The sequence below is a fragment of the Pseudorhodoferax soli genome (assembly GCF_003337555.1).
Classification (GTDB): Bacteria; Pseudomonadota; Gammaproteobacteria; order Burkholderiales; family Burkholderiaceae_C; genus Pseudorhodoferax; species Pseudorhodoferax soli.
The window spans coordinates 194,492-218,878 of the sequence record NZ_QPJK01000012.1; the positions used below are offsets into that span (position 1 = coordinate 194,492).

At 68.3% G+C, this 24,387-nt stretch carries 25 protein-coding genes and 1 pseudogene; 18 read left to right on the forward strand and 8 right to left on the reverse strand.

The window, feature by feature from the left end; all coding sequences use genetic code 11:
- Window positions 1-225 precede the first annotated feature (225 nt).
- From hpf to hprK, 3 genes are all read left to right on the forward strand, one after another.
- The gene (gene hpf, locus DES41_RS32785) at window positions 226-555 is read left to right on the forward strand and encodes a ribosome hibernation-promoting factor, HPF/YfiA family (RefSeq protein ID WP_056655574.1); all 330 of its coding nucleotides are present in this window, start codon (window positions 226-228) and stop codon (window positions 553-555) included.
- A 118-nt stretch (window positions 556-673) separates the two neighbouring features.
- Window positions 674-1,141, forward strand: coding sequence for a PTS sugar transporter subunit IIA (locus tag DES41_RS32790; protein WP_114471823.1), 468 nt, complete (start codon window positions 674-676; stop codon window positions 1,139-1,141).
- A gap of 28 nt (window positions 1,142-1,169) precedes the next feature.
- Window positions 1,170-2,117, forward strand: coding sequence for an HPr(Ser) kinase/phosphatase (gene hprK, locus DES41_RS32795; RefSeq protein WP_114471824.1), 948 nt, complete (start codon window positions 1,170-1,172; stop codon window positions 2,115-2,117).
- 10 nt (window positions 2,118-2,127) lie between these two features.
- Here hprK and fur read toward each other — a convergent pair whose 3' ends face one another.
- Entirely contained in the window at window positions 2,128-2,556 is a 429-nt protein-coding gene (gene fur / locus DES41_RS32800; protein WP_114471825.1) for a ferric iron uptake transcriptional regulator, read from the reverse strand.
- 108 nt (window positions 2,557-2,664) lie between these two features.
- Between fur and DES41_RS32805 the strand changes: the two genes are divergently transcribed.
- The 7 genes from DES41_RS32805 to DES41_RS32835 all read left to right on the forward strand — a co-directional run bounded on the left by DES41_RS32805 (window position 2,665) and on the right by DES41_RS32835 (window position 8,967).
- Window positions 2,665-3,213 (forward strand): outer membrane protein assembly factor BamE, encoded by a 549-nt coding sequence (locus DES41_RS32805; RefSeq protein WP_114471826.1) that lies wholly within the window; start codon window positions 2,665-2,667, stop codon window positions 3,211-3,213.
- A gap of 46 nt (window positions 3,214-3,259) precedes the next feature.
- Window positions 3,260-4,093: a 4-hydroxy-tetrahydrodipicolinate reductase gene (gene dapB, locus DES41_RS32810; RefSeq protein ID WP_114471827.1), complete on the forward strand. Its 834-nt coding sequence runs from the start codon at window positions 3,260-3,262 to the stop codon at window positions 4,091-4,093.
- A gap of 14 nt (window positions 4,094-4,107) precedes the next feature.
- Window positions 4,108-4,749, forward strand: a complete 642-nt coding sequence (locus DES41_RS32815) for a MotA/TolQ/ExbB proton channel family protein (protein ID WP_245965972.1) — start codon at window positions 4,108-4,110, stop codon at window positions 4,747-4,749.
- Between the two features lie 4 nt (window positions 4,750-4,753).
- Window positions 4,754-5,176 (forward strand): ExbD/TolR family protein, encoded by a 423-nt coding sequence (locus DES41_RS32820; RefSeq protein ID WP_056655598.1) that lies wholly within the window; start codon window positions 4,754-4,756, stop codon window positions 5,174-5,176.
- Between the two features lie 90 nt (window positions 5,177-5,266).
- Window positions 5,267-7,975, forward strand: a complete 2,709-nt coding sequence (gene leuS, locus DES41_RS32825; RefSeq protein ID WP_114471828.1) for a leucine--tRNA ligase — start codon at window positions 5,267-5,269, stop codon at window positions 7,973-7,975.
- On the forward strand, window positions 7,975-8,487 hold the full coding sequence (locus DES41_RS32830; protein ID WP_114471829.1) for an LPS-assembly lipoprotein LptE: 513 nt from the start codon (window positions 7,975-7,977) through the stop codon (window positions 8,485-8,487). The genes leuS and DES41_RS32830 overlap by 1 nt, the downstream gene beginning before the upstream one ends.
- Before the next feature lie 15 nt (window positions 8,488-8,502).
- Window positions 8,503-8,967, forward strand: coding sequence for an Lrp/AsnC family transcriptional regulator (locus DES41_RS32835; protein ID WP_114471830.1), 465 nt, complete (start codon window positions 8,503-8,505; stop codon window positions 8,965-8,967).
- A 3-nt stretch (window positions 8,968-8,970) separates the two neighbouring features.
- On the opposite strand, the gene DES41_RS38930 is transcribed toward DES41_RS32835, so the two are convergent.
- On the reverse strand, window positions 8,971-9,366 hold the full coding sequence (locus DES41_RS38930) for a YXWGXW repeat-containing protein (RefSeq protein ID WP_114471831.1): 396 nt from the start codon (window positions 9,364-9,366) through the stop codon (window positions 8,971-8,973).
- A 226-nt stretch (window positions 9,367-9,592) separates the two neighbouring features.
- On the opposite strand from DES41_RS38930, the pseudogene rocD reads away from it, so the two are divergent.
- The 6 genes and pseudogenes from rocD to DES41_RS32865 form a co-directional block, all read left to right on the forward strand.
- Window positions 9,593-10,825 (forward strand): annotated as a pseudogene (rocD, locus tag DES41_RS39945) (ornithine--oxo-acid transaminase); the annotation flags it as partial.
- A 123-nt stretch (window positions 10,826-10,948) separates the two neighbouring features.
- Window positions 10,949-11,719, forward strand: a complete 771-nt coding sequence (locus DES41_RS39950) for a dimethylarginine dimethylaminohydrolase family protein (protein WP_425466414.1) — start codon at window positions 10,949-10,951, stop codon at window positions 11,717-11,719.
- Between the two features lie 9 nt (window positions 11,720-11,728).
- A complete protein-coding gene (gene holA / locus DES41_RS32850) occupies window positions 11,729-12,790 on the forward strand; it encodes a DNA polymerase III subunit delta (protein ID WP_114471833.1) in 1,062 nt (353 codons plus the stop codon).
- Window positions 12,791-12,839: 49 nt separating this feature from the next.
- Window positions 12,840-14,120: a glutamate-5-semialdehyde dehydrogenase gene (locus tag DES41_RS32855; protein WP_114471834.1), complete on the forward strand. Its 1,281-nt coding sequence runs from the start codon at window positions 12,840-12,842 to the stop codon at window positions 14,118-14,120.
- Window positions 14,121-14,142: 22 nt separating this feature from the next.
- Entirely contained in the window at window positions 14,143-15,627 is a 1,485-nt protein-coding gene (gene trkA, locus DES41_RS32860) for a Trk system potassium transporter TrkA (RefSeq protein WP_114471835.1), read from the forward strand.
- Between the two features lie 9 nt (window positions 15,628-15,636).
- The gene (locus DES41_RS32865; RefSeq protein WP_114471836.1) at window positions 15,637-17,103 is read left to right on the forward strand and encodes a TrkH family potassium uptake protein; all 1,467 of its coding nucleotides are present in this window, start codon (window positions 15,637-15,639) and stop codon (window positions 17,101-17,103) included.
- A 3-nt stretch (window positions 17,104-17,106) separates the two neighbouring features.
- Here DES41_RS32865 and DES41_RS32870 read toward each other — a convergent pair whose 3' ends face one another.
- The 3 genes from DES41_RS32870 to DES41_RS32875 all read right to left on the reverse strand — a co-directional run bounded on the left by DES41_RS32870 (window position 17,107) and on the right by DES41_RS32875 (window position 19,294).
- Window positions 17,107-18,480, reverse strand: coding sequence for an MATE family efflux transporter (locus tag DES41_RS32870; RefSeq protein WP_114471837.1), 1,374 nt, complete (start codon window positions 18,478-18,480; stop codon window positions 17,107-17,109).
- Window positions 18,481-18,482: 2 nt separating this feature from the next.
- Entirely contained in the window at window positions 18,483-18,629 is a 147-nt protein-coding gene (locus DES41_RS38590) for a hypothetical protein (protein WP_170168358.1), read from the reverse strand.
- Window positions 18,630-18,706: 77 nt separating this feature from the next.
- Window positions 18,707-19,294, reverse strand: a complete 588-nt coding sequence (locus DES41_RS32875; protein WP_245965973.1) for a TetR/AcrR family transcriptional regulator — start codon at window positions 19,292-19,294, stop codon at window positions 18,707-18,709.
- Window positions 19,295-19,410: 116 nt separating this feature from the next.
- Here DES41_RS32875 and gshA point away from each other — a divergent pair, with 116 nt between their 5' ends.
- Together gshA and DES41_RS32885 are read left to right on the forward strand one after the other, a co-directional pair.
- Window positions 19,411-20,703, forward strand: a complete 1,293-nt coding sequence (gene gshA, locus DES41_RS32880) for a glutamate--cysteine ligase (RefSeq protein ID WP_114471839.1) — start codon at window positions 19,411-19,413, stop codon at window positions 20,701-20,703.
- 128 nt (window positions 20,704-20,831) lie between these two features.
- Window positions 20,832-22,700: a potassium transporter Kup gene (locus DES41_RS32885; RefSeq protein WP_114471840.1), complete on the forward strand. Its 1,869-nt coding sequence runs from the start codon at window positions 20,832-20,834 to the stop codon at window positions 22,698-22,700.
- A gap of 70 nt (window positions 22,701-22,770) precedes the next feature.
- On the opposite strand, the gene DES41_RS32890 is transcribed toward DES41_RS32885, so the two are convergent.
- From DES41_RS32890 to DES41_RS32900, 3 genes are all read right to left on the reverse strand, one after another.
- Entirely contained in the window at window positions 22,771-23,205 is a 435-nt protein-coding gene (locus DES41_RS32890; RefSeq protein ID WP_170168359.1) for a DUF4148 domain-containing protein, read from the reverse strand.
- A 181-nt stretch (window positions 23,206-23,386) separates the two neighbouring features.
- Complete coding sequence (locus DES41_RS32895; RefSeq protein ID WP_114471842.1) at window positions 23,387-23,701, reverse strand: DUF4148 domain-containing protein; 315 nt, start codon at window positions 23,699-23,701, stop codon at window positions 23,387-23,389.
- A gap of 308 nt (window positions 23,702-24,009) precedes the next feature.
- A complete protein-coding gene (locus DES41_RS32900) occupies window positions 24,010-24,324 on the reverse strand; it encodes a DUF4148 domain-containing protein (protein ID WP_170168360.1) in 315 nt (104 codons plus the stop codon).
- Between the last annotated feature and the right edge of the window lie 63 nt (window positions 24,325-24,387).

Below are 24,387 nucleotides of genomic sequence, written 5' to 3' on the forward strand. Positions count from 1 at the left end.
GTTCTCGGGCCCGCACCAAGGCGGATGGGGGGTGCTTTGCGACCTCGCGCCGGGCACTGGAGCGCAGTGCCGTCGCCAGGATTCCACGCGGTGGGCTCCGTACGGGAAGCCCGAAATTATGGCACCGCCAACTCCCTGTAACCTTGTCCAACCAGCCTTGCATTTCAGGGGGTTCGCGCGCATAGTGAATCGCCCGTCAACCGTGAACTGCAAGAAGGAGGCTCCATGAATTTGACGATCAGCGGTCACCACCTCGAAGTGACTCCCGCACTGCGCAGCTATGTCATCAACAAGCTCGATCGCATCACGCGGCATTTCGATCAGGTGGTCGATGTCAAGGTCCTGTTGACCGTGGAAAAGCAGAAGGAGAAGCAGAATCGGCAACGCGCCGAGTGCAACATCCACGTGAAGGGCAATGACATGTTTGCGGAGAGTGCACACGCTGATCTCTATGCGGCCGTGGACGAACTGGTGGACAAGCTGGACCGCCAAGTTGTGCGACACAAGGACCGTATCCAGCAACACCACCACGAGGCCCCCAAGCGCCTGATGTGAAGTCTTCGGCGGCGCGCCCAGCGTGTCGCCGGCAACCGACAGAAACCGAGGCCGCCGAAATGGGCGGCCTTTTTGTTGCTGCACCGCAATGTAACGGCGTGCATAATCCGCCCTTCGTATGAACCGCCTAGCGTCCATCCTGCCTGCAGCGCAGGTCCTCGTCAGCGTCGATGCCACCAGCAAGAAGCGCGCGTTCGAAGAAGCCGGCCTGCTGTTCGAGAACCTGCACGCGCTGTCGCGTGCGTTGGTGACCGACAGCCTGTTCGCGCGCGAGCGCCTGGGTTCGACCGGCCTGGGCCATGGCGTGGCCATCCCGCACGGCCGCATCAAGGGCCTGAAGTCGCCCATGGCGGCGGTTCTGCAACTGGCCCAGCCCATTGGCTTCGACGCACCGGACGAGCAGCCCGTCAAGTTGCTGATTTTCCTGTTGGTGCCCGAAGCAGCCACCCAGAAACACCTGGAAATCCTGTCGGAAATCGCCGAGTTGCTGAGCGACGCGCCGTTGCGCGAAAGCTTGAAGAGCACGGTGGATGCCGCAGCGCTGCATGCGCTGATCGACGGCTGGCAATCGTCCCAGCCGGCGTGACCGCCCGCCCTGGCGACGCTGCGCGGCCATGAAGCCCAACGTCGTCAGTGCCGATGTCCTCTTCGAGGAGTTCCGGGCGCTGTTGCGCTGGGAATGGGTTGCAGGACTTGGCGCATCCGAACGCCGTTTCGATGAAGTCGCCGTGCGCGCTGCGCGCTCGGGCGCGGACCTCGTCGGCTACCTGAACTACATCCACCCCTACCGCGTGCAGATCCTGGGCGAGCGCGAGATCGCCTACCTGGTCAACGCCACGCCCGAGGACTGCGCACGGCGCATCGCCCGCATCGTCACGCTGGAGCCGCCGGTGCTGGTGCTGGCCGACGGGCAGACTGCGCCGCAGGCGCTGCTGTCCATGTGCGAGCGCGCACAGATCCCGATGTTCGCGACCGAGGAATCATCCGCGTTCGTCATCGACGTGCTGCGCGCCTACCTGTCCAAGCACTTCGCCGACCGCACCACCATGCACGGGGTGTTCATGGACATCCTGGGCCTTGGCGTCATGATCACGGGCGAGTCGGGCCTGGGCAAGAGCGAGCTCGGCCTGGAACTGATTTCGCGCGGCAATGGCCTGGTGGCCGACGACGCGGTCGACTTGTACCGCATCAACCAGACCACGATCGAAGGCCGCTGCCCGGAGCTGCTGCAGAACCTGCTCGAAGTGCGCGGCATCGGCCTACTGGACATCCGCGGCATCTTTGGAGAGACCGCCGTGCGCCGCAAGATGCGGCTCAAGCTCATCGTGCACCTGGTCCGCCGCGAAACCATGGAGCGCGAGCACGAGCGCCTGCCCTATGAGCCGCTCACCCAGGATGTGCTGGGCGTGGCCGTGCGCAAGGTCATCATCCAGGTGGTGGCTGGACGCAACATCGCCGTGCTCGTGGAGGCCGCGGTGCGCAACACCATCCTGCAGCTGCGCGGCATCGACACTTACCAGGAATTCGTGGAGCGGCACCGCCGCGCCATGGAAGGCGACTGAAGCGCGCGCTTCAGGCCTTGGCTTGCTTGCCGCCGCACTCGGCGCACAGGCCGTACAGCGACATGGCGTGGTCTTGCACGGTCCAGCCCTTGGCCTTGGCCACGATGGCCTGGCGCTTCTCGATCTCGGCGTCGAAGAACTCCTCGACCTTGCCGCAGGACGTGCAGACGAAGTGGTCGTGGTGACGCCCTTCGTTGAGCTCGTAGACCGCCTTGCCGGACTCGAAATGGCTGCGCGACAGGATGCCGGCCTGCTCGAATTGCGTCAGCACCCGGTAGACCGTGGCCAGGCCGATGTCCGAGCGCTCCATCAACAGTACGCGGAACACGTCTTCGGCCGTCATGTGGCGCAACTCGCCCTTCTGGAAGATCTCCATGATCTTCAGCCGGGGCAGGGTGGCCTTCAGACCGGTGCTCTTGAGTTCGTCGATATTGGCCATGCGCGCTCTGGATGTCTTGATGGCAGCGCCCCCGCCGCGCCCGGACGGGCTGCAGGGGCAAAAAGGGCCGCCGCTACAATCGCTCGATCATAGCGCCGCCGAGTCTCCATGCCCGCTCCCCGTTCGATGCCCCCGCCCTTCGGCCTGCTGATGCTCTGCTGCGCCGCGCTCGCGGGGTGCGGCACGGTGACAGACGCCACCCGCCGCGCGGCCAATGCCATCGTGCCCTACAAGATCGAGATCGTGCAGGGCAACTTCGTCTCCAAGGAGCAGGTCGAGGCGCTCAAGCCCGGCATGTCGCGCGCCCAGGTGCGTGATGTCCTGGGCACGCCGCTGCTGCAAAGCGTGTTCCATGCCGACCGCTGGGACTACGTGTTCACGATGAAACGCCAGGGCACCGAGCCGCAGGCGCGCCAGCTCACGGTGTACTTCAAGGACGACCTGCTCGAGCGCAGCGAGGGCGACCCGATGCCCAGCGAAACCGAGTTCGTGGCGCTGCTCGGTGCCGAGCGCAAGGCCAAGGCCGTTCCGGTGCTCGAAGCCAGCGAAGACAAACTCAAGCCATTCGCACCGCGCGAGCCAGCCCCCCAGGCCACACCGCAGCCGGCTGCCCCCCTGCCCTCGTCCTACCCGCCGCTGGAAGCCCCGGCGCGCTGACCGCGCCGGCCTGCGGCGGCATCCGCATCCCTGCCCAGCCATTGCCATGACGCAACCTTCGACTTCTGTCCCGACCACGCACTCAGTGGCCATCGCGGGCGCTTGCGGCCGCATGGGCCGCACCCTGATCGAGGCCGTGCTGGCCTCGGGCGACTGCCGCCTGAGCGGTGCGCTCGACGTCGCCGCCAGCCCGGGCCTGGGCCAGGACGCCGCGGCCTTCCTCGGCCAACCTGCCGGCGTGGCGATCACGGCCGATCTGGCGCAGGGCCTGCTGGGCGCGCAGGTGCTGATCGACTTCACGCGGCCCGAAGGTACGCTGGCCCATCTGCGGGCCTGCCGCGCCCAAGGCACGGCCCTGGTGATCGGCACCACGGGCTTCACCGACGCCCAGAAGGCCGAGATACAGGACGCCGCGCGCGACATCGCCATCGTCATGGCGCCCAACATGAGCGTGGGCGTCAACGTCACACTCAAGCTCCTGCAGCTGGCGGCCAAGGCCATGCCCGTGGGCTATGACATCGAGATTGTCGAGACCCACCACCGCCACAAGATCGACGCGCCCTCGGGCACTGCGCTGAAGATGGGCGAGGTGGTGGCCGAGGCCATGGGCCGGGACCTCAAGGAATGCGCCGTCTACGCCCGCGAAGGCGTGACTGGCGAGCGCGATCCGTCCACGATCGGCTTCCAGTCGCTGCGCGGCGGCGACGTGGTCGGCGACCACACCGTGCTGTTCGCTGGTACCGGCGAGCGCATCGAGATCACCCACAAGGCCACCAGCCGCATGAACTACGCGATCGGCAGCCTGCGCGCCGTGCGCTTCCTGGCCGGTCGCAAGAACGGCCTGTACAGCATGTTCGACGTGCTGGGCCTGAACGACTGAACCGCGGCCCTGCCGTGAACGCGTTCGATCTACTGACCGCTGGCGACGCCATCCACAGGTTGGTCGCCTGGCTGCTGCTGTCCATGTCGGTCGCCAGTTGGGTCGTGATCCTCTACAAGCTGTGGGTGCTGCGCCGCGCCGGCCGCGACGTGCTGCGCGGCACGGCCGCCTTCTGGCAGGCGCCGGCCCTGGACGGTGCGGCCGAGCGCGTGGCGGCCTTCGACCGCGGCGGCCTGTTGCGGCCATTGCTGGCCGCCACCCAGGCGCCAGCGGCCGGCACGCTGGCCGGCAGCGGCCCGCGCGGCCAGCAACTCACGCGGCTGCTGCGCGGAGCACTCCACCAAAGCACACAGCGCCTGCAATTCGGCCAGGTGCTGCTGGCCACCGTGGGTTCCACCGCGCCTTTCGTCGGTCTCCTCGGCACGGTCTGGGGCATCTACCACGCGCTCACCAGCATTTCATCGGCCGGCCAGATCACCATCTCACAGGTGGCCGGCCCGGTCGGCGAAGCCCTGGTGATGACCGCTGCCGGCCTGGCCGTGGCCATTCCGGCCGTGCTGGCCTACAACTGGTTCGGCCGCAGCATCGCGCGCATCGAGGCCGAGCTCGAAGGCTTCGCCTTCGACCTGCGCGACCTTATGGCCCCGGACGCCTGAGCCCATGCCCTTCGGCCGCCTGGAACGCAAGGAAGGCGCCAAGCCCATGGCCGACATCAACGTCACGCCGCTGGTGGACGTGATGCTGGTGCTGCTGGTGATCTTCATCATCACCGCCCCGCTGATGGCCGGCAGCCTGCGCATGGACCTGCCGCACAGCGAATCCGCCGAGCCGGGGCTGCCGGCCGAGTCCATCAACCTGGCACTGACGCCGGATGGCCAGATCCACCTGGACGAGCGCCCCGTCACGCCCGAGCAGTTGCGCCAGACGCTGGAGCGCCGCGCCACGCAGGACCCCGACACCGAGGTCCAGCTGCGCGCCGATGCCCAGGTGCCGTACGGCAAGGTGGTCGAGCTCATGGACATGGCGCAGGCAGCCGGCCTGTCGCGCATCGGCTTCGTGGCCGAACGCAAGCCCGCGCGCTGAACCTAAAATCCCGGCGCCCGGCTCCGCGCCGCCTGTTTCCTGCCCTTTCTCGTGTGATCGCGTCGCGCGACACGCCCAACGCTGCTTTCCATGCAAGACAAGTACAACCATCTCGAAGTCGAACCCGCCGCCCAGGCCCACTGGCGCGCGCGCGACGCCTACCGCGTGGGCGAGGAGGCAGGCAAGCCCAAGTTCTACGCCTGCTCCATGCTGCCCTACCCCAGCGGCAAGCTGCACATGGGCCACGTGCGCAACTACACGATCAACGACATGCTCACGCGCCAGCTGCGCATGAGCGGCCACAACGTGCTGATGCCCATGGGGTGGGACGCCTTCGGCCTGCCGGCCGAGAACGCCGCGCTCAAGAACGGCGTGCCGCCCGCGCAGTGGACTTACGACAACATCGCCTACATGAAGAAGCAGATGCAGGCGATGGGGCTGGCCATCGACTGGTCGCGCGAGGTCGCCACCTGCGATCCCAGCTACTACAAGTGGAACCAGTGGCTGTTCCTCAAGATGCTCGAGAAGGGCATCGCCTACCGCAAGACCCAGGTCGTCAACTGGGATCCGGTGGACCAGACCGTGCTGGCCAACGAGCAGGTCATCGACGGCAAGGGCTGGCGCACGGGCGCCGTGGTCGAGAAGCGCGAGATCCCGGGCTACTACCTGAAGATCACCGACTACGCCGAAGAGCTGCTGGACCACGTGCAGAACAAGCTGCCCGGCTGGCCCGAGCGCGTCAAGCTCATGCAGGAGAACTGGATCGGCAAGAGCGAAGGCGTGCGCTTCGCGTTCACGCACGACATCCACGGTGCCGACGGCCAGTTGATCGGCGGCGGCCGCATGTACGTGTTCACCACGCGTGCCGACACCATCATGGGCGTGACCTTCTGCGCGGTGGCGCCGGAGCACCCGCTGGCCGCGCACGCCGCCGCCACGAACCCGGCGCTCGCCGACTTCATCGAGCGCTGCAAGCAGGGCGGCACCACCGAAGCCGAACTGGCGCTGCGCGAGAAGGAAGGCATGGCCACTGGCCTGTCCGTCGTGCACCCGATCAGCGGCAAGGACGTGCCGCTGTGGGTCGGCAACTATGTGCTGATGGGCTATGGCGACGGCGCCGTGATGGGCGTGCCAGCGCACGACGAGCGCGACTTCGCGTTCGCGCTCAAGTACGGCCTCGCCATCACCCAGGTCGTGCACGTGGACGGCGAGCACTACGACTACCACCAGTGGCACGACTGGTACGGCGACAAGCAGCGCGGCGTGACCATCAACTCCGACATCTTCAGCGGCCTGGAATACCGCGACGCGGTAGACGCTGTGGCACGCGCGTTGGCCGAGAAGGGCCTGGGCGAGAAGAAGACCACCTGGCGCCTGCGCGACTGGGGCGTGAGCCGCCAGCGCTACTGGGGCACGCCGATTCCCATCATCCACTGCGCCGAGCACGGCGCCGTGCCGGTGCCCGAGCAGGACCTGCCCGTGGTGCTGCCGCAGGATTGCGTGCCGGACGGCTCGGGCAACCCGCTGCACAAGCACGCCGGCTTCCATGCCGGCGTGACCTGCCCGGTCTGCGGCCAACCCGCGCGCCGGGAGACCGACACCATGGACACCTTCGTGGACTCGTCCTGGTACTTCATGCGCTACTGCGATCCGACGCTGGACCAAGCCATGGTCGGCGACGGCACGGCCTACTGGATGCGCGACCAGAACCTGCCCGCCGGCGGCAGCGGCATGGACCAGTACATCGGCGGCATCGAGCACGCCATCCTGCACCTGCTGTATGCGCGCTTCTGGACCAAGGTCATGCGCGACCTGGGCCTCGTGAAGATCGACGAGCCCTTCACCAAGCTGCTGACGCAGGGCATGGTGCTCAACCACATCTACAGCCGGCGCACGGACAAGGGTGGCAAGGAGTACTTCTGGCCGCACGACGTGGACCATGTGCTGGACGAGGGCGGCAAGATCGTCGGCGCCAAGCTCAAGAATGCGGTCGGTGCGCTGCCCGTGGGCACGGCCATCGACTACGAGGGCGTGGGCACCATGTCCAAGTCCAAGAACAACGGCGTCGATCCGCAGGAGCTGATCGAAAAGTACGGCGCCGACACCGCCCGCCTCTACACCATGTTCACCGCGCCGCCCGAGGCCACGCTGGAGTGGAACGACGCGGCCGTCGAGGGCAGCTACCGCTTCCTGCGCCGCGTCTGGAACTTCGGCGTCAAGCTGGCCGCCAGCGACTTCTCCAACGCACTCGACGCAGCGCACGGCGCCACCAGCCTCCAGGACGTGGCCTTCGGCAAGGAGGCCAAGGCCCTTCGGCTGGAGGTGCACAGCGTGCTCAAGCAGGTCGACTACGACTACCAGCGCATGCAGTACAACACCGTGGTGTCCGGTGCCATGAAGCTGCTCAACGCGCTGGAGAACTTCAAGGCCGTCGAGGCAGCGGGCGCGCCCATCGCGCTGGCAGAAGGCTTCGGCATCCTGTTGCGCTGCCTGTACCCGGCCACGCCGCACGTCACGCATGCGCTGTGGGCGGAACTGGGCTACGACCAGCGCTTCGGCGAACTGCTCGACGCGCCCTGGCCGCAGGTCGACGCCAGCGCACTGGAGCAAGACGAGGTCGAACTCATGCTGCAGATCAACGGCAAGCTGCGCGGCGCGGTCCGCGTGCCGGCCGGGGCCGACAAGGCCACCATCGAGGCCGCCGCGCTGGCGCACGAGATGTACGCCAAATTCGCCGAAGGCGCGACACCCAAGAAGGTGATCGTGGTGCCTGGCCGCCTCGTCAACGTGGTGCTGTGATGGCCAGCCGTCGCCGATTCCTCGCCCATGCGCTGGGCAGCGCCGCCGCGCTGTCGCTGGCTGGCTGTGGCTTTCAGCTGCGCCAAGCGCCCGAGTTCGCGTTCAAGACCATCTATGTGGCCATGCCGCCGTCCTCGCCCATGGGCCTGGAGCTGCGCCGCAACCTGGCGGGCACCGGGCGCGTCGAGGTCATCACGGACCCGGTGGCCGGCCAGAAGGCCGACGTGCGCCTGGAACCCACCATGGACCAGCGCGAACGCGTGGTCGTGGGCCGCACCTCCTCGGGCGAAGTGCGCGAGCTGCAGCTGCGCCTGCGCTTCCGTTTCCGGCTGCGCAATGTGCAGGGCGCGGAGCTGATCCCCGACACCGAGATCCTGCAGCAGCGCGAACTGAGCTTCAACGAATCCGTGATCCTGGCCAAGGACGCGGAAGAGGCCCTGCTCTACCGGAGCATGCAGTCCGACATCGTGCAGCAGCTCCTGCGGCGCCTGGCCGCCGTCAAGGCGATCTGACGCCGCGGGCGGCCGATGGAGCTCGACCGCACCGACCTGCGCCTGCTGGACCTGCTGCAGCGCGACGGCCGCGCCAGCGTGCAGTCGCTGTCCGAACAGGTGCACCTGTCGGCCCGTGCCACGCTCAACCGCGTGCGCAAGCTCGAGCAGCACGGCCTGATCGCCGGCTACCGCGCCGTGCTCAACCGCCAGGCTGTCGGCCCGGCCATCGCCTTCTTCGCGGAGATCGCGCTCAAAGACCAGCGCCAGGCCGCCTCACGCCGGTTCGAGGCCCGCATGCTGGCCACGCCCCAAGTGGTCGCCTGCTACCTGCTCAGCGGCCGCTACGACTACCTCGTGCGTTTGGCGTGCACCGACCTGGCGCAGTACCAGCGCCTGACCAATGGCTGGCTGGAAGACGCCGCGCTGGGGATCGAGAAGATCGTGACCAACACCGAACTGCAGACGGTCAAGGAGTTCGGCGGCTTTCCGCTGGCTTGAGGCTCAGCGCCGCACCCAGGTGCCGCGCGCCCAGGCCCAGCCGCGCTCGCTCCAGTACCAGTGGCCACGCACCCAGACGTGCATGGCCGACGGCGGTGCAGGCACCATTTCTACATACGGCGCAGGCATCGGCGGCACGGCCGACGCGACATAGCGCCCGCCGAACCAGCGCCAGTCGCCCTCGCGCCACGCCCAATGGCCCGGCACCCAATGCAGGCCAGGGCCCGGCGGGCCGGGGATGACTTCCACCAGCGGCGCCGGCACTTCGCGCACCACCACATGGTGCTGCTGCGCTGGCTCGCGGACGACGGTGGTGCAGGCGCTCAGCAGCGCACAGCCCGCCACGAGCGCGGCCAGCGCCAACCGACGGCGGGAGAGGTAGGAAACAGCGGCCTGCATGGATGGCTCCGGTGGTGATGACGCGCCATCGTCTTCAGCGCCCTGCACCGCCGCGTGACATTGCCGCTCCGTCGTGTTGCAGCTGTAGCAGCACTGGGGGCCACCGCTTCCGATTCGGAAGCCGTGGCGGCTCAACTGTGCCGCATGCAGCAGCGCGCGCGGTCTGCGTTGGCGCCGCAGGCAGCCGGCTGTTCCTACAGTTGCGGTGACAACAAGGAGAACCGCCATGGACCGCCATCCCATCCGCTCCGAACTGCTGATCGAGGCCGAGCGCCAGCACTGCGCGCCGAACTACCAACCCATTCCCGTGGTCATCGAGCGCGCGCTCGATTGCCATGTCTGGGACGTCGACGGCAAACGCTACCTGGACATGATGGGCGCGTACTCCGCCGTCAGCCACGGCCACCTGCATCCGCGCATCGTGGCCGCCGCGCAGCGCCAACTGGGCCGCGTGGCCGTGACCTCGCGCGCCTACCACGGCGACACGCTGGGGCCCTTCCTCCAGAAGCTTTGCGCGCTGGCGGGCTTCGAGCAGGCGCTGCCCATGAACACCGGTGCCGAGGCCGTGGAAACCGCCATCAAGGCCGCGCGCCGCTGGGGCCACCAGGTGCGCGGCCTGCCCGACGGCACGGCCGAAATCCTGGTGGCGCGGCAAAACTTCCACGGCCGCACCACCACCGTCATCAGCGCGTCCAGCGAGCCCTCCTACCGCGCCGGCTTCGGCCCGTTCACGCCGGGCTTCCGCTGGTTCGACTTCGGCGACATGGTCAGCGTGCGCGCCGCCACCACGGCCAGCACCTGCGCCGTGCTGGTCGAGCCCGTCCAGGGCGAGGCCGGCATCGTGCTGCCGCCGCCCGGCTTCTTCGCGGCGCTGCGCGCCTGGTGCGATGCCAACCGCATCCTCTTGATCGCCGACGAAGTGCAGTCCGGGCTGGGCCGCACGGGCCGCCGGTTCGCGTTCGAGCACGAAGGCATCCGCCCGGACGCGCTGATCCTGGGCAAGGCGCTGGGCGGCGGCCTGCTGCCGGTCAGCGCCTTCCTGGCCGACCGTCGGCTGATGCAGGTGTTCTCGCCTGGCAGCCATGGCTCCACCTTCGGTGGCAATGCGCTGGCCGCGGCCGTGGCGCATGAAGCGCTGCGCGTGATGGAGGACGAGCAACTGGTCGCGCGCTCGGCCGCGCTGGGCACGCACCTGCTGGCGCGCCTACGTGGTGTGCAGACGCAGTGGCCCGCGCTGGTGCGCGGCGTGCGGGGCCGCGGGCTGTGGGTCGGCGTGGAGCTGGACCCGGCCCACGCCAGCGCGCGCGAGGTGGTGGAGCGCATGGCGCAGGCCGGCGTGCTGTCCAAAGAAACGCACGAGACCGTGATCCGCTTCGCCCCGCCGCTGACCATCACGCGCGCGCTCATCGACGAAGGCGTGGACCGCTTCGCCGAGGTGCTGGCCGCCCTGCCGGGCGCCGGCGCGCCGCGCAGCGCCGCGGCGCCGCAGCCTGCCGCTGCGGCTGCTGCGGCACCGCAGCGCCCACGCCTGCTCATGAGCGCGCCCGAGCACTTCGAGGTGTCCTACGCCATCAACCCCTGGATGCAGCCAGACCTCTGGCGGCCCGACGACGCCACGCTGCGCCGCCACGCGCGCGCGGGGTGGGACGCCCTGCGCGCCACTTACGAAGGCCTGGGCGCCGCGGTCGAAACCATGTCGCCGGCGGCCGGCCTGCCCGACATGGTGTTCACCGCCAACGCGGCCGTGGTGATCGATCGCCAGGTGCTGCTGGCGCGTTTTCGCCACCCCGAACGCCAGGGCGAAGAAGCCCACGGCCGCGCGCTGTTCGAACAGCTGCGCGCACGCCGCCTGGTCGACCGCCTGCACGTGCTGCCCGAAGGCGTCTGTTTCGAAGGCAACGGCGACGCGGTGGTCGACAACACGCGCGGCATCTGCTGGATGGGCTACGGGCCGCGTTCGGACCGCCGCGCCAGCGAAACGCTGCAGGAAGTGGCGCGCCGGCCGGTGCTGGCCCTGGAACTGGTCGACCCGCGCTTCTACCACCTGGACACCTGCCTCAGCCTGCTCTCCGGTGGCGAGCTGCTCGCCGTCAAGCGGGCCTTCTCGCCGCAGGGCTGGCAACAGCTGCAGGACATCGCCGGCACGCAACTGGTCGAGATGCCCGAGGAGGACGCACTGCAGCTGGCCGCCAACGCCGTCTGCATCGGCCGCGACCTCGTCATGGGCCATTGCAGTGCCACGCTGCGCCAGTTGCTGCAAGAGCGCGGCTACCGCGCCCAGGTGGTGCCGCTGGATGCGTTCCGCCGCTCCGGCGGTTCCGCGCGCTGCCTGACGCTGGAACTCGGCACGTAAACTGCCGGCATGCAACTGGCCCCGGCCCAACTCACGCAACAACTGCAGCGCGGCCTGCGCTCCCTCTACACCCTGCATGGCGACGAGCCGCTCCTGCAGCAGGAGGCGGCCGACACCATCCGCGCGGCCGCGCGTGCCCAGGGCCACACCGAGCGCAGCGTTTTCATGGTGCAGGGCGCGCACTTCGACTGGGCCGGCGTGCTGGCCGCGGGCGGCGCCATGAGCCTGTTCGCCGACAAGCAGCTGCTGGACATCCGCATCCCCTCGGGCAAGCCGGGCAAGGACGGCAGCGCCGCCCTGCAGCAGCTGGCCGAACAATCGCAGGGCAACGACAGCACGCTGGTGCTGGTCAGCCTGCCGCGGCTCGACCGCACCACCAAGACCGGCGCCTGGTTCACGGCGCTGGACGCCAATGGCGTCACGGTGCAGATCGACCCGATCGAGCGCGCCACGCTGCCGGCCTGGATCGCGCAGCGCCTGAAGGCCCAGGGCCAGCAGGTGACGGGCGGCGAGGAAGGCCAGCGCACGCTGCAGTTCTTCGCCGACCGCGTCGAGGGCAACCTGCTGGCCGCGCACCAGGAGATCAGCAAGCTGGCCCTGCTGCATCCGCCCGGCGAGCTCAGCTTCGAGCAGGTCGAGAGCGCGGTGCTCAACGTGGCCCGCTACGACGTTTTCAAGCTGTCCGAGGCCGTGCTGGGCGGCCAGGTGCTGCGCGTGCAGCGCATGCTGGACGGCCTGCAGGCCGAGGGCGAGGCCGCCGTGCTCGTGCACTACACGCTGGCCGAGGACATCCGCGCGCTCAAGCGCGTGAAGGACGCCATGGCCGCCGGTCGCCCGCTGCCCATGGCGCTGCGCGAGCAACGCGTCTGGGGCATCAAGGAGCGGCTGTTCGAGCGCGTGCTGCCACGCCTGTCGCCGGCCGCACTGGCGCGGCTGCTGCACGGCGCTCACGCGGTGGACGGCATCGTCAAGGGCCTCAAGGTGCCGGACTGGCCGACCGACGGCTGGCAGGCGCTGCAGCGCCTGGCGCTGGCGCTCGCACGCGTGTGCGCGCAGGCGCCGGCGCGCTGAGAGCCCCGCCCGCCGGCCCATCCTGGGCATCTGCGCGACAATCGCCGCCATGAACGCGTTGAACATCGCCGAATACGCCCAGACGCTGGGCGTGCAGGCCCGCCAGGCTTCTGCCGCCATGGCGCGCGCCAGCGCCGCCACCAAGAACCAGGCACTGCGCGCGCTTGCGCGGCTGCTGCGCGAGCAGACCGGGCCGCTGCAGGCCGACAACGCCAAGGACATTGCGCGCGCCGAGGCCGCCGGCCTCTCGGCGCCGATGGTGGACCGCTTGAAGCTCACGCCCAAGGTGCTGGACACGGTGGCGCTGGGCTGCGAGCAGCTGGCCGCCATGCCCGACCTGATCGGCGAGATCAGCGGCATGCAGCAACAGCCCAGCGGCATCCGCGTGGGCCAGATGCGCGTGCCGCTCGGCGTGTTCGCGATGATCTTCGAGAGCCGGCCCAACGTGACCATCGAGGCCGCCAGCCTGTCGATCAAGAGCGGCAACGCCTGCATCCTGCGCGGCGGCTCCGAGGCCATCGAATCGAACAAGGCGCTGGCCCGGCTGGTGCAGCAGGCGCTCGAAGAAGCCGGCCTGCCGGCCGATGCCGTGCAGCTCGTGCAGACCACCGACCGCGAGGCCGTGGGCCACCTGATTGCCATGCCCGAGCATGTGGACGTGGTGATCCCGCGCGGCGGCAAGGGCCTGATCGAGCGCATCAGCCGCGAGGCCAAGGTCCCCGTCATCAAGCACCTGGACGGCAACTGCCACGTCTACGTGGACGACCCCTGCGACATCGCCATGGCCGTGACCGTGGCGGACAACGCCAAGACGCAGAAGTACAGCCCCTGCAACGCGGCAGAAGGCTTGCTCGTGTCGCGCGGCGTGGCCGCTGAGTTCCTGCCCAAGATCGGCGCCGTCTATGCCGCCAAGGGCGTGGAAATGCGCTGCGATGCCGAAGCCGCCGCCATCCTGGCCGGGGTCGCCGGCGCACAGCTCGTGCCCGCCACCGAGCAGGATTGGTCCGAGGAGTACCTGGCGCCCGTCATCGCCGTGAAGGTGGTTGGAGGCCTGGACGAGGCTATTGCCCACATCAACCGCTACGGCAGCCACCACACCGACGCCATCCTCACGCGCGACCACGTGCATGCGCAGCGCTTCCTGCGCGAGGTCGATTCGGCCAGCGTGATGGTCAACACCAGCACGCGCTTCGCCGACGGCTTCGAGTACGGCCTGGGCGCGGAGATCGGCATCAGCACCGACAAGTTCCACGCGCGCGGCCCGGTCGGCCTGCTTGGCCTGACCTCGCTCAAGTACGTGGTGCTGGGCAACGGCGAGACGCGGCACTGATCCCCGCACCGGCCCGCAGGCCATGAGAATCATCATCCTGGGCGCCGGCCGTGTCGGCGAGAGCGTCGTGGACAGCCTGGTGTCCGAGAAGAACGACATCACCGTCATCGACACCGACGCCCGCCGCCTGCGCGCATTGGAAGAGCGCTACGACCTGCGCGGCCTCGTCGGCAGCGGCGTCGATCCGGACGTGCTGGAAGAAGCCGGCGCGCGCGACGCCGACATGCTGATCGCCTGCGCCGCACTCGACGAGACCAACCTGGTCTGCTGCAAGATCGCACACCGGCGCTTCAACATCCCCACGCGCATCGCACGCGTGCGCTCACAGGCCTTCCGCCACGGCAGCGACCTGGTCGACAAGGAAGGCTTCGCCGTCGACCGCGTGATCTGCCCCGAAGAATCGCTGACGCGCTACATCTTCAAGCTGATCGAATACCCCGAAGCGTTGCAGGTGCGCGAGTTCGCTGGCGGCCTGGCCTGCCTGGTCTCCGTGCGCGCGGTGGCCGGTGCGCCGCTGGTGGCGCACAACATCGCCGAGCTGCGCGACTGCGTTCCGGACGTGCCCATGCGCATCGTCGCGATCTACCGCCGCTTCGAAGACGAGCCCGACCGCTTCATCGCCTGCAGCGGGGGCACCCGCGTGGAGCCCGGCGACGAGGTCTTCGTGCTGGCCGCGCGCGACGACATCCCGCGCGTGCTGCGCGCACTGCACCGCGACGAACACCGCGGCCAGGGCCGGCCCCAGCGCAGCGTGCAGCGCATCATGATCGCGGGCGGTGGCCGCGTGGGCGAGCGCCTGGCGCAGGAGCTGGCCGCGGCCGGCGCGGGTTTCCACGTCAAGGTGATCGACCACGGCGCCGAGCGCTGCATCGAGCTGGCCAGCAAGCTGCCGCACGAGGTGCTGGTCCTGCACGGCGACGCCACCGACGAAAACCTGCTGGAAGACGAAGGCATCGAGACCATCGACCTGTTCCTCGCGCTGACCAACGACGACGAGAACAACATCATGTCCAGCCTGCTGGCCAAGCAGCTGGGCGCCAGGCGTGTGCTGGCGCTGATCAACCGGCGCAGCTACGCCGAGCTCATGCACGGCACGCAGATCGACATCGCGCTGTCGCCCGCGCAGGCCATGATCGGCGAGCTGCTGGCGCACGTGCGCCAGGGCGACGTGCAGGCCGTGCACAGCTTGCGCCGCGGCGTGGCAGAGGGGCTGGAGATCGTCGCCCGCGGCGACCGCAAGACCTCGCGCATCGTCGGCCGGGCCGTGCGCGATTTGAAGCTGCCCGAGCAGGCGCATTTCGGCCTGATCGTGCGCGGCCTGCCCGATCCGCTGGCGCTGCCCGCGGCGGATACCGATGCGCCCGCGCCGGCCGTGGCGCCGCAGGTCATCATCCCGAGCGCCGACACGGTGATCGAGAGCAACGACCATGTCGTGGTGTTCGTGCCCCACAAGCGCCTGATCCGCGATGTGGAGAAGGCTTTCCGCGTCAGCGCGGCTTTTTTCTAGTCCCGGGCCATGCGCGACATCTTTCCGGTCCTGCGCGTGCTGGGCGTGATGCTCACGTTCATGGCCTGGACCATGGCGCTGCCGCTGGCCGTGTCCTGGCACTGGCAGGACGGCGTGGCCGACGCCTACATCGCCTCCTTCCTGGTCACCATGGCGGCCGGGGTGCTGCTGTGGCGCGGCATGCAGCGCCACCGGCGAGAACTGCAGCCGCGCCACGGCGTCATGCTCGTCTCGCTGGCCTGGTTGCTGTTGCCCGTGTTCGCGGCGCTGCCGTTGGAGCTGGCGTTCATGGAGATCGGCCGGCCGCTGAGCTTCACGCACTCGTACTTCGAGGCTGTTTCGGGCCTGACCACGACGGGCGGCACGGTGCTGAACAAGCTCGACACCCTGCCGGTGTCGGTGAACTTCTGGCGCTGCTTCCTGCAGTGGGTCGGCGGCATGGGCATCCTGATCCTGGCCGTGGCGGTGCTGCCGCTGCTCGGTGTGGGCGGCAGCCAGCTGTTCAAGGCCGAGGCGGCAGGACCGATCAAGGACAACAAGCTCACGCCGCGCATGGCGCAGACCGCCAAGGGGCTCTGGGGCGTCTACGCCACCCTGTCGACTGCCTGCGCGCTGGCCTACTGGGCCGGCGGCATGCCGCCCATCGAGGCGGTGATGCACATGTTCACGACGGTTAGCCTGGGCGGCCTGTCCTCGCACGATGCCAGCTTCGGCTACTTCAATTCGCCGCTGCTGGAGATGACGGCGGTGGTCTTCATGCTGTTCGCCAGCTGCAACTTTGCGCTGTACTTCACGGCCGTGCGCAAGGGGCGGCTGAGCGTGGCGCTCTCCGATCCCGAGCTGCGCGCCACGCTGTCGGTGCTGGTGGGCGGCGGCTTGCTCGCCGGGCTGCTGCTGTGGAGCAAGGGCCTGTATGCGCCGCTGGACGCGCTGCGCCACGGCATGTTCCATGTGGTGTCGGTCGCCACGACGACCGGCTTTTCAACGCAGGACTACCTGCTCTGGCCGGTGTTCCTGCCGGTGTTCATGCTGCTGCTGTCGGGCATCGCCACCAGCGCCGGCTCCACCGGCGGCGGCATCAAGATGGTGCGCATGCTGATCCTGTTGCAGCAGGCGCGCCGTGAGATCCGCCGGTTGGCCCACCCGCGCGCGGTGCAGCCGGTGCGGCTGGGCCGCGCGGTCGTCGACACGCCCGTGATCTTCGCCGTGCTGGCCTTCATGCTGGTCTATGGCGCCACGGTGGTGGTGCTGTCGATGGTGCTGATGCTGACCGACCTCGATCCGGTGACCGCCTTCAGCGCCATCATCGCCAGCGTCAACTGCATGGGGCCGGGCCTGGGCGCGGTCGGCCCGGCGTCCTCGTTCGCGGTGCTGAACGACTTCCAGGTCTGGGTGTGCACGCTGGCCATGCTGATGGGGCGTCTCGAGATGCTGAGCTTCATGGCGCTGCTGACGCCATCGTTCTGGAAGAACTGAAGCTCAGCGCGCCCAGCCGCCAAAGCGGATCGCCCCTGCGATGACGGCCGCGTACAGCGCCAGGCTGGCCGCCACCACCCCATAGAACGCACTGGCCGGCGCTTGCAGCCAGACCACGCAGATCCAGCCGCCCAGCGCCACCACCGCCAGCCGCGCCAGGCTGCCCACCAGCGGCCACAGCATGCGGCCGGCGCCCTGCGAGGCGAAGAACAACGCCAGGCCCAGGCCGAACAGCCCATAGCTCGCACCGACGATGCGCAGGTACACGGCGCCCTGGGCGCGCACCTGCGGATCGGCCGAGAAGGCGTCCATCCACAGGCCTGGCGCCACCGCCACGGCCAGACCGATGGCGCCGGTGATCGCCGCCACCAAGCCGCCGCCCAGCCAGGCCGCGCGCAGGGCCCGGCCGGTCTGGCCCGCGCCCATGTTGGTGGCCACCAGCGTCGTCAACGCCGTGCCGAAGCCGAAGGCAATGGGCACCAGGATGTATTCGAGCCGCGCCGCCACGCCGTAGCCGGCCAGCGCCACCGTGCCGTAGCTGCCCACCACCGCCGTGGCCACGGCGATCGAGCCGTTGCTGACGACCGGGCTCAGCGAGGCCGGCAGCCCGACGCGCAAGATGCCGGCAAAGGCGGAACGCTCGATGCGCCAGCCCCTGGCCCGCAACGGCACCGTGCCGCCCGGCCGCAGCAGGGCCCATGCCAGCACCAGCGCCGACACGCCGTTGACGGTCAGCGTGCTGAGCGCCGCGCCGGCCACGCCGAAGCCCGGAATCGGACCCAAGCCGAACACCAGCGCCGGGCACAGCAGCAGGTGCGCCAGCGTGGCGCCCAGCATGGCCACGGACGGCAACACCATGTTGCCGGCACCACGCACGATGCCACCCAGCACGTTGACCGCCCAGATCGTCAGCGCGCCGCCGAACATGGCGTTCGAATACGCCAACGCCGCGTCCAGCGCGCCGCCGCGTCCGCCCATCGCCGTGTACACCGTGCGGCCGAAGCCCAGCAGCGCCAGCATGAACAACGCCGCCATCGCCAAGCCCACCAGCAGCGCGTGCCGCGCCAGCTGCCCGGCATCCGCCGTGCGGCCTGCGCCCAGCGCGCGCGCCACGGCGGCCGTGGTGGCTCCACCGATGCCACCGGCCGACATCTGCACCATCAGCATCGACAGCGGCAGCACCAGCGCCACGCCTGCCAGCGCCTCGTGCCCGAGACGGCCGAGGATGAAGCCGTCATAGCCGATCTGGATGGTCATGGCGAACAGGCCGATCACGTTCGGCATGGCCAGGCGCAGCAGCGTGGGCAGCAGCGGTGCATGCAGCAGTTGCTGCGTTCGGTCGGGCGCCTGGGCGGACGCGGGCAGGACGGCTGCCATGCTCAGCGCTTGACCTGGCCGAGGCAGACGCCGGGCTCGGCCGAAAGCGCCTGCTTCACCTGGCGCACGAGAGCGTGGGCCAGCATTTCTTTGGCGCCGGCGGCGCGGCCGGCACAGGTGGCGAGCAGGGTGGCGTTCTCGATCTGCATGGAGGAATCCTTGGCTTGGCCAATATGACGTTCGTCATATTTCCGGGTGGCGTGAAAGCGATCGGTGCTGGGCGGGCTCAGCGGGCGGGTACGGCGTCGAACTGCGCCAGCACGCTGCGGCGTGTGGCGGCGAGCAGCGCGCGGCCTTCGGCGTTGTCGCCCAACGCGCGGGCCAGCTGCAATGCGCCCACCAATTGGGCCGCGACCACAACGGCCTGCTCGGCGGCCCCCTCGGGCATGGCGCGCTGCACCGCGGCCACCAGGCGGCGCACGCGCTCTGCGGCGGCCTGGGCGACCTCGGCCGACTGGCGCGGCATCTCGGAGGCCAGGGCCGCCACCGGGCAGCCTTGGGTGAACGCGCCCAGGTGGCTGTCGGACAGGTAAGCCTCGACCAGGGCACGCAGGGGGCTGGCGCCGCGCGCCTGGCGCTGCGCCGTGCTCTTGGCCAGGCGCGCTGCGCTGTCGTGCCCGGCATGCGCGATGGCCTCGCACAACAGCGCGTCGCGCGAGGCGAAATGGGCGTAGAAGCCGCCATGCGTGAGGCCAGCGCGCTTCATCACATCGGCCACACCCACACCCCAGAAGCCGGACTCGCGCAGCACACCGGCGGCCGTCTCGACGATGCGGTCGTGCGTCAGCTGCTTGCGGCCCGGGGCGGTGTCCATGGCCGCGAACATAGCACGAAATATGATGGTCATCATATTTGCGGCGCTTGCATCCCGGGACGGTCACCCCATATCCCTAGAATTCACTCGAATATTGCCAACCCAAGGCCCCTTCCATGGTTCCCCACCTCATCACCGCACTGACCGGGCCGATCAACGAGCTCGAGCAGCGCATCCTCGATTCCACGCCGGCCATCGAACGCTGGTTCCGGCTGGAGTGGATGGAACACACGCCGCCGTTCTACTGTTCCGTGGACATCCGCAACGCCGGCTTCAAGCTCGCGCCGGTGGACACCAACCTGTTCCCGGGCGGCTGGAACAACCTCACGCAGCCCATGCTGCCGCTGGCCGTGCAATCGGCCATGGCGGCCATCGAGAAGATCTGCCCCGAAGCCAAGAACCTGCTGCTGATCCCGGAGAACCACAGCCGCAACACCTTCTACCTGGCGAACGTGGCGCAGCTGCAGCGCATCTTCCACATGGCCGGCCTGAACGTGCGCGTGGGCTCGATCGATCCGGAAATCAAGGAAACCAAGACCATCCAGCTGCCCAATGGCGAGGAGCTCACGCTGGAACCCGTGGTGCGCAGCAAGCGCCGCCTGGGGCTGAAAAACTTCGACCCCTGCACCATCCTGCTCAACAACGACCTGTCGGCTGGCGCGCCGGGGATCCTGGAAGACCTGCACGAGCAGTACCTGCTGCCGCCGCTGCACGCGGGCTGGTCGGTGCGGCGCAAGAGCCGGCATTTCCAGAGCTACGAAGAGGTGTCCAAGCGCTTCGGCAAGCTGCTGGGCATCGACCCCTGGCTCATCAACCCGATGTTCGCCAAGTGCGGCGAGGTCGACTTCGCCGAGGGCGCGGGCATGGACTGCCTGCAGACCAACGTGGATGCGCTGCTGACCAAGGTGCGCCGCAAGTACAAGGAATACGGCATCAACGAGAAGCCCTTCGTGGTCGTGAAGGCCGACAACGGCACCTACGGCATGGGCATCATGACCGTGCACGACGCCGCCGAGCTGCAGGGCCTGAACCGCAAGTCGCGCAACAAGATGGCCGTGGTCAAGGATGGCCAGCCCGTGCACGACGTGATCATCCAGGAGGGCGTGCTGACCGCCGAGCGCATGCACGACGCCATGGCCGAGCCGGTGGTCTACATGATGGACCGCTACGTGGTCGGCGGCTTTTACCGCGTGCATGCCGACCGCGGCCCGGACGAGAACCTCAATGCACCCGGCTCGCGCTTTGTGCCATTGGCCTTTGCCGAGAGTACGCACTTACCCCAGCATGGCATGAAGCCGGGCGCGAGCGCCCCGAACCGCTTCTACATGTACGGCGTGATCGGCCGGCTGGCCATGGTTGCGGCCGCCTACGAACTGGAAGCCACGGATCCCGAAGCCGAGGTCTACTGACGCGTTGAACCACGCAGTTGCTGCGGTGCAACATAAGCAGCGTGGCGGCTTGCCGGCTGCAGGGCGAAGCGCACAATAGTCGTCCCGCGAAACACCAGCCGCTGGCCCCATGGCCGAGCGGCTTTCCTTTGCAACACGCAAAAACCCCGCTCGCGGCGCTCACCCTGGGCGCCATCGGTGTCGTCTACGGCGACATCGGCACCAGCGTCCTGTACGCGGTCAAAGAGATCTTCGGCTCCGGCCACGTGCCATTCACGGTGGACAACGTCTACGGCGTGCTGTCCATCCTGTTCTGGACGCTGACCGTCATCGTCTCGCTCAAGTACGTGGTGCTGGTGCTGCGCGCCGACAACGCCGGCGAAGGCGGCCTGGTGGCCATGCTGGCGCTGGCCTCGCAGTCGGTGAAGGACAAGCCCAAACTGCGCCAGGTGCTGCTCCTGGTCGGCATCTTCGGCACCTGTTTGTTCTACGGAGACGGCGTGATCACCCCGGCGATCTCGGTGCTGTCGGCCGTGGAAGGCCTGGAGGTCGTGTCGCCGGCCTTCCGCAAGGCCGTGATCCCGATCACGCTGGTGATCCTCTTCGCCCTGTTCGTCGTGCAGAAGCGGGGTACGGCCGGCATCGGCAAGTTCTTCGGCCCGCTGACGCTGATCTGGTTCATCGCCATCGCGCTGCTCGGCGTCTCGCACATCTGGCACCACCCCGAGATCCTCCACGCGCTGAGCCCGCACCACGCACTGCGCTTCATCTGGAACAACCCGGGCACGAGCTTCATCATCCTGGGCGCCGTGGTGCTGGCGGTCACCGGCGCCGAGGCGCTCTACGCCGACCTCGGCCACTTCGGCAAGCGGCCGATCCGTCTGGCCTGGTTCAGCGTGGTGATGCCGGCGTTGACGCTCAACTACTTCGGCCAGGGAGCGCTGCTCTTACGCGAGCCCGAGGCGGTCAAGAACCCGTTCTTCATGATGGCGCCCGAGTGGGCGCTTCTGCCGCTGGTCGGCATGGCCGCGGTGGCCGCGGTGATTGCCTCGCAGGCGCTGATCACGGGCGCGTTCTCGGTCACCAAGCAGGTGATCCAGCTGGGCTACCTGCCGCGGCTGCAGATCCAGCACACCAGCGTCAAGTCGGCGGGACAGATCTACATCCCCTTCATCAACTGGGGCCTGTTCCTGGCCATCGTCCTGGCCGTGGTGATGTTCAAGTCGTCGAGCAACCTGGCGGCGGCCTACGGCATCGCCGTGTGCACCGACATGCTGATCACCACCGTGCTGACCTTCTTCGTCGTGCGCTACGGCTGGAAGTACCCGCTGTGGCTGTGCGTGCTGGCCACCGGCTTCTTCTTCATCGTGGACTTTGCGTTCTGGGCCTCCAACCTCATGAAGCTGTTCGACGGCGGCTGGTTTCCGCTGCTCATCGGCGCGGCGATGTTCATGATCATGATGACCTGGCACGAAGGCCGGCGCCTGCTCAACGAGGCCCTGCGCGCCAACGCCATCGACCTCAAGAGCTTCCTCGAATCGGTGTTCGTGAGCCCACCCGCGCGCGTGGAAGGCACGGCCGTGTTCCTGACGGCCGAGCCCGGCAGCGTGCCCAATGCGCTGCTGCACAACCTCAAGCACAACAAGGTGCTGCACGAGACCAATCTGTTCGTGACCGTGCGCAGCCACGAACGGCCGTGGATCGGCATGGACAAGCGCCTGCAGATCGAGGCCCTGGGCCACGATTGCTGGCAGGTGGTGCTGCACTACGGCTTCAAGAACGACCCCGACCTGCCACGCGCACTGGAGCAGATGCGGGGGCGCGGCTGCGAGATGGAAACCATGACGACGAGCTACTTCCTCTCACGCGACATGGTGGTGCCTACCCTCGGCACCGGGATGGCGCCCTGGCGCGAGAAGCTGTTCGCGCAGATGCACCTGAACGCGAGCGCCGCGGCCGATTTCCTCAAGCTGCCCAGCAACGCCGTCGTCGAACTCGGCTCCAAGGTCGAGATCTGACCGTGCAAAGCAAAAGGCCCGCGCCTTGCGGCGCGGGCCTTCTGCTTTCTTCCTGCGCGAAGCGCGAGGATCAGACTTCGCCGCCAGGCAGGTCGCCGGCGCGCAGGGCACGCACGGCTTCGGCGTGCACGGCCTCGCGGGACAGCAGGCTCTTGGACGGGCGGTAGCCGATGTCGGCGCCTTCACCGGCCGGGGCCAGCTGGTGGTTCTGGGCTGCAGCCAGGTACTCGCCCTGGACTTGCTCACGGGTCACAGTGCTGGGCTTGGCAGAGGCGACATAGCCCGTGTCGCCGACTTCACCGGTGGCAGCGAGCTGGTGGGTGCGTTGGGCCTGCACGAGTTCATTGCGCACGGCTTCACGGCTCAGGCTGCCGGACGAAGCGGCTGCCACGGGCGGAACGTAGCCGACTTCACCACTGGCGTTGACACCGCCGCCAGCGAATGCGGGCGCTGCGACCAGGCCGGCTGCAGCGAGCAGGGCGGAGGCGAGGATCTTGGTGTTCATGGTGCTTTCCTTCATTGACATTGACGATGAAATGAAGTTTAAAAACTTCGAAACGATAGAGAAAGCCTCTTCAAGGCAAAGCATCGTTTCCGTTGCAGCAACAGTTCTTCAGGAACTTCTACCAATGCAAAAGGCCCGCGCCTTGCGGCGCGGGCCTTGGTCGGCAGGCGTTCCGGGATGCTCAGACTTCGCCGCCACCCAGCAGGCCATGGCGCACGGCGTACACGGCTTCGGCGCGCACGGCATCGCGGGTCAGGTTGCTCTTGGCAGTGGCCACGGCACCGACATCGGCGCCTTCGCCCACTTCCGGCAGCGTGCCGTTGCGCTCGGCTTGCAGGTACTCGGCACGCACGGCTTCGCGGGTCAGGCCGCTCTTGACCGAGCTCACTTGCGGCACGTAACCGACTTCACCGCTGATGTTGTCGCCAGCAAAGCTGGGGGCAGCGGCGAAAGCGGCGGCGGCGATCAGGGCGGAGGCAAAAAACTTCGTGTTCATGGTGAATTCCTTTGGGTGATGAGGACAATTTCCCGTTCTGCGGAGCCGGACCCTTTGTCCTGCCCCGTCTCGACGAGTCGTGTCGGCGTCTCATCGATGGCTCAATTGTCGAAGCCCTGGAGCCAAAGAAAAACCGTGCAGTGGGCAATGCATCGTTTCTGAAACGACAACAGTGAACGCCCCTAGGACTTTCCCTGATCGCATCGCACCGAGCGCACCAAGCCGCAGCCAGTTCTACAAAAGCAAAAGGCCCGCGCCTTGCGGCGCGGGCCTTGTTCCATCGTGAGGCGATGGGCGGGGGGGCAGGCTCAGACTTCGCCGCCGACCAGTTGGCCATGGCGCACGGCGTACACAGCTTCGGCGCGCACGGCGTCGCGGCTCAGCGTGCTCTTGGCAGAAGCCACGGCGCCGGTGTCAGCGCCCTCGCCCACTTCCGGCAGCGTGCCGTTGCGCTCGGCTTGCAGGTACTCGGCACGCACGGCTTCGCGGGTCAGGCTGCTCTTGGCGCTGCTCACTTGCGGCACGTAGCCGACTTCACCGCTGATGTTGTCGCCAGCGAAGGCGGGGGCGGCTGCGAAAGCAGCGGCGGCGATCAGGGCGGAGGCAAAAAACTTCGTGTTCATGGTGTTCATCCTTGCAAATCGGTTGGTTCGATCCGGTCACCAGGACTTCCGGGTGACCGCTTC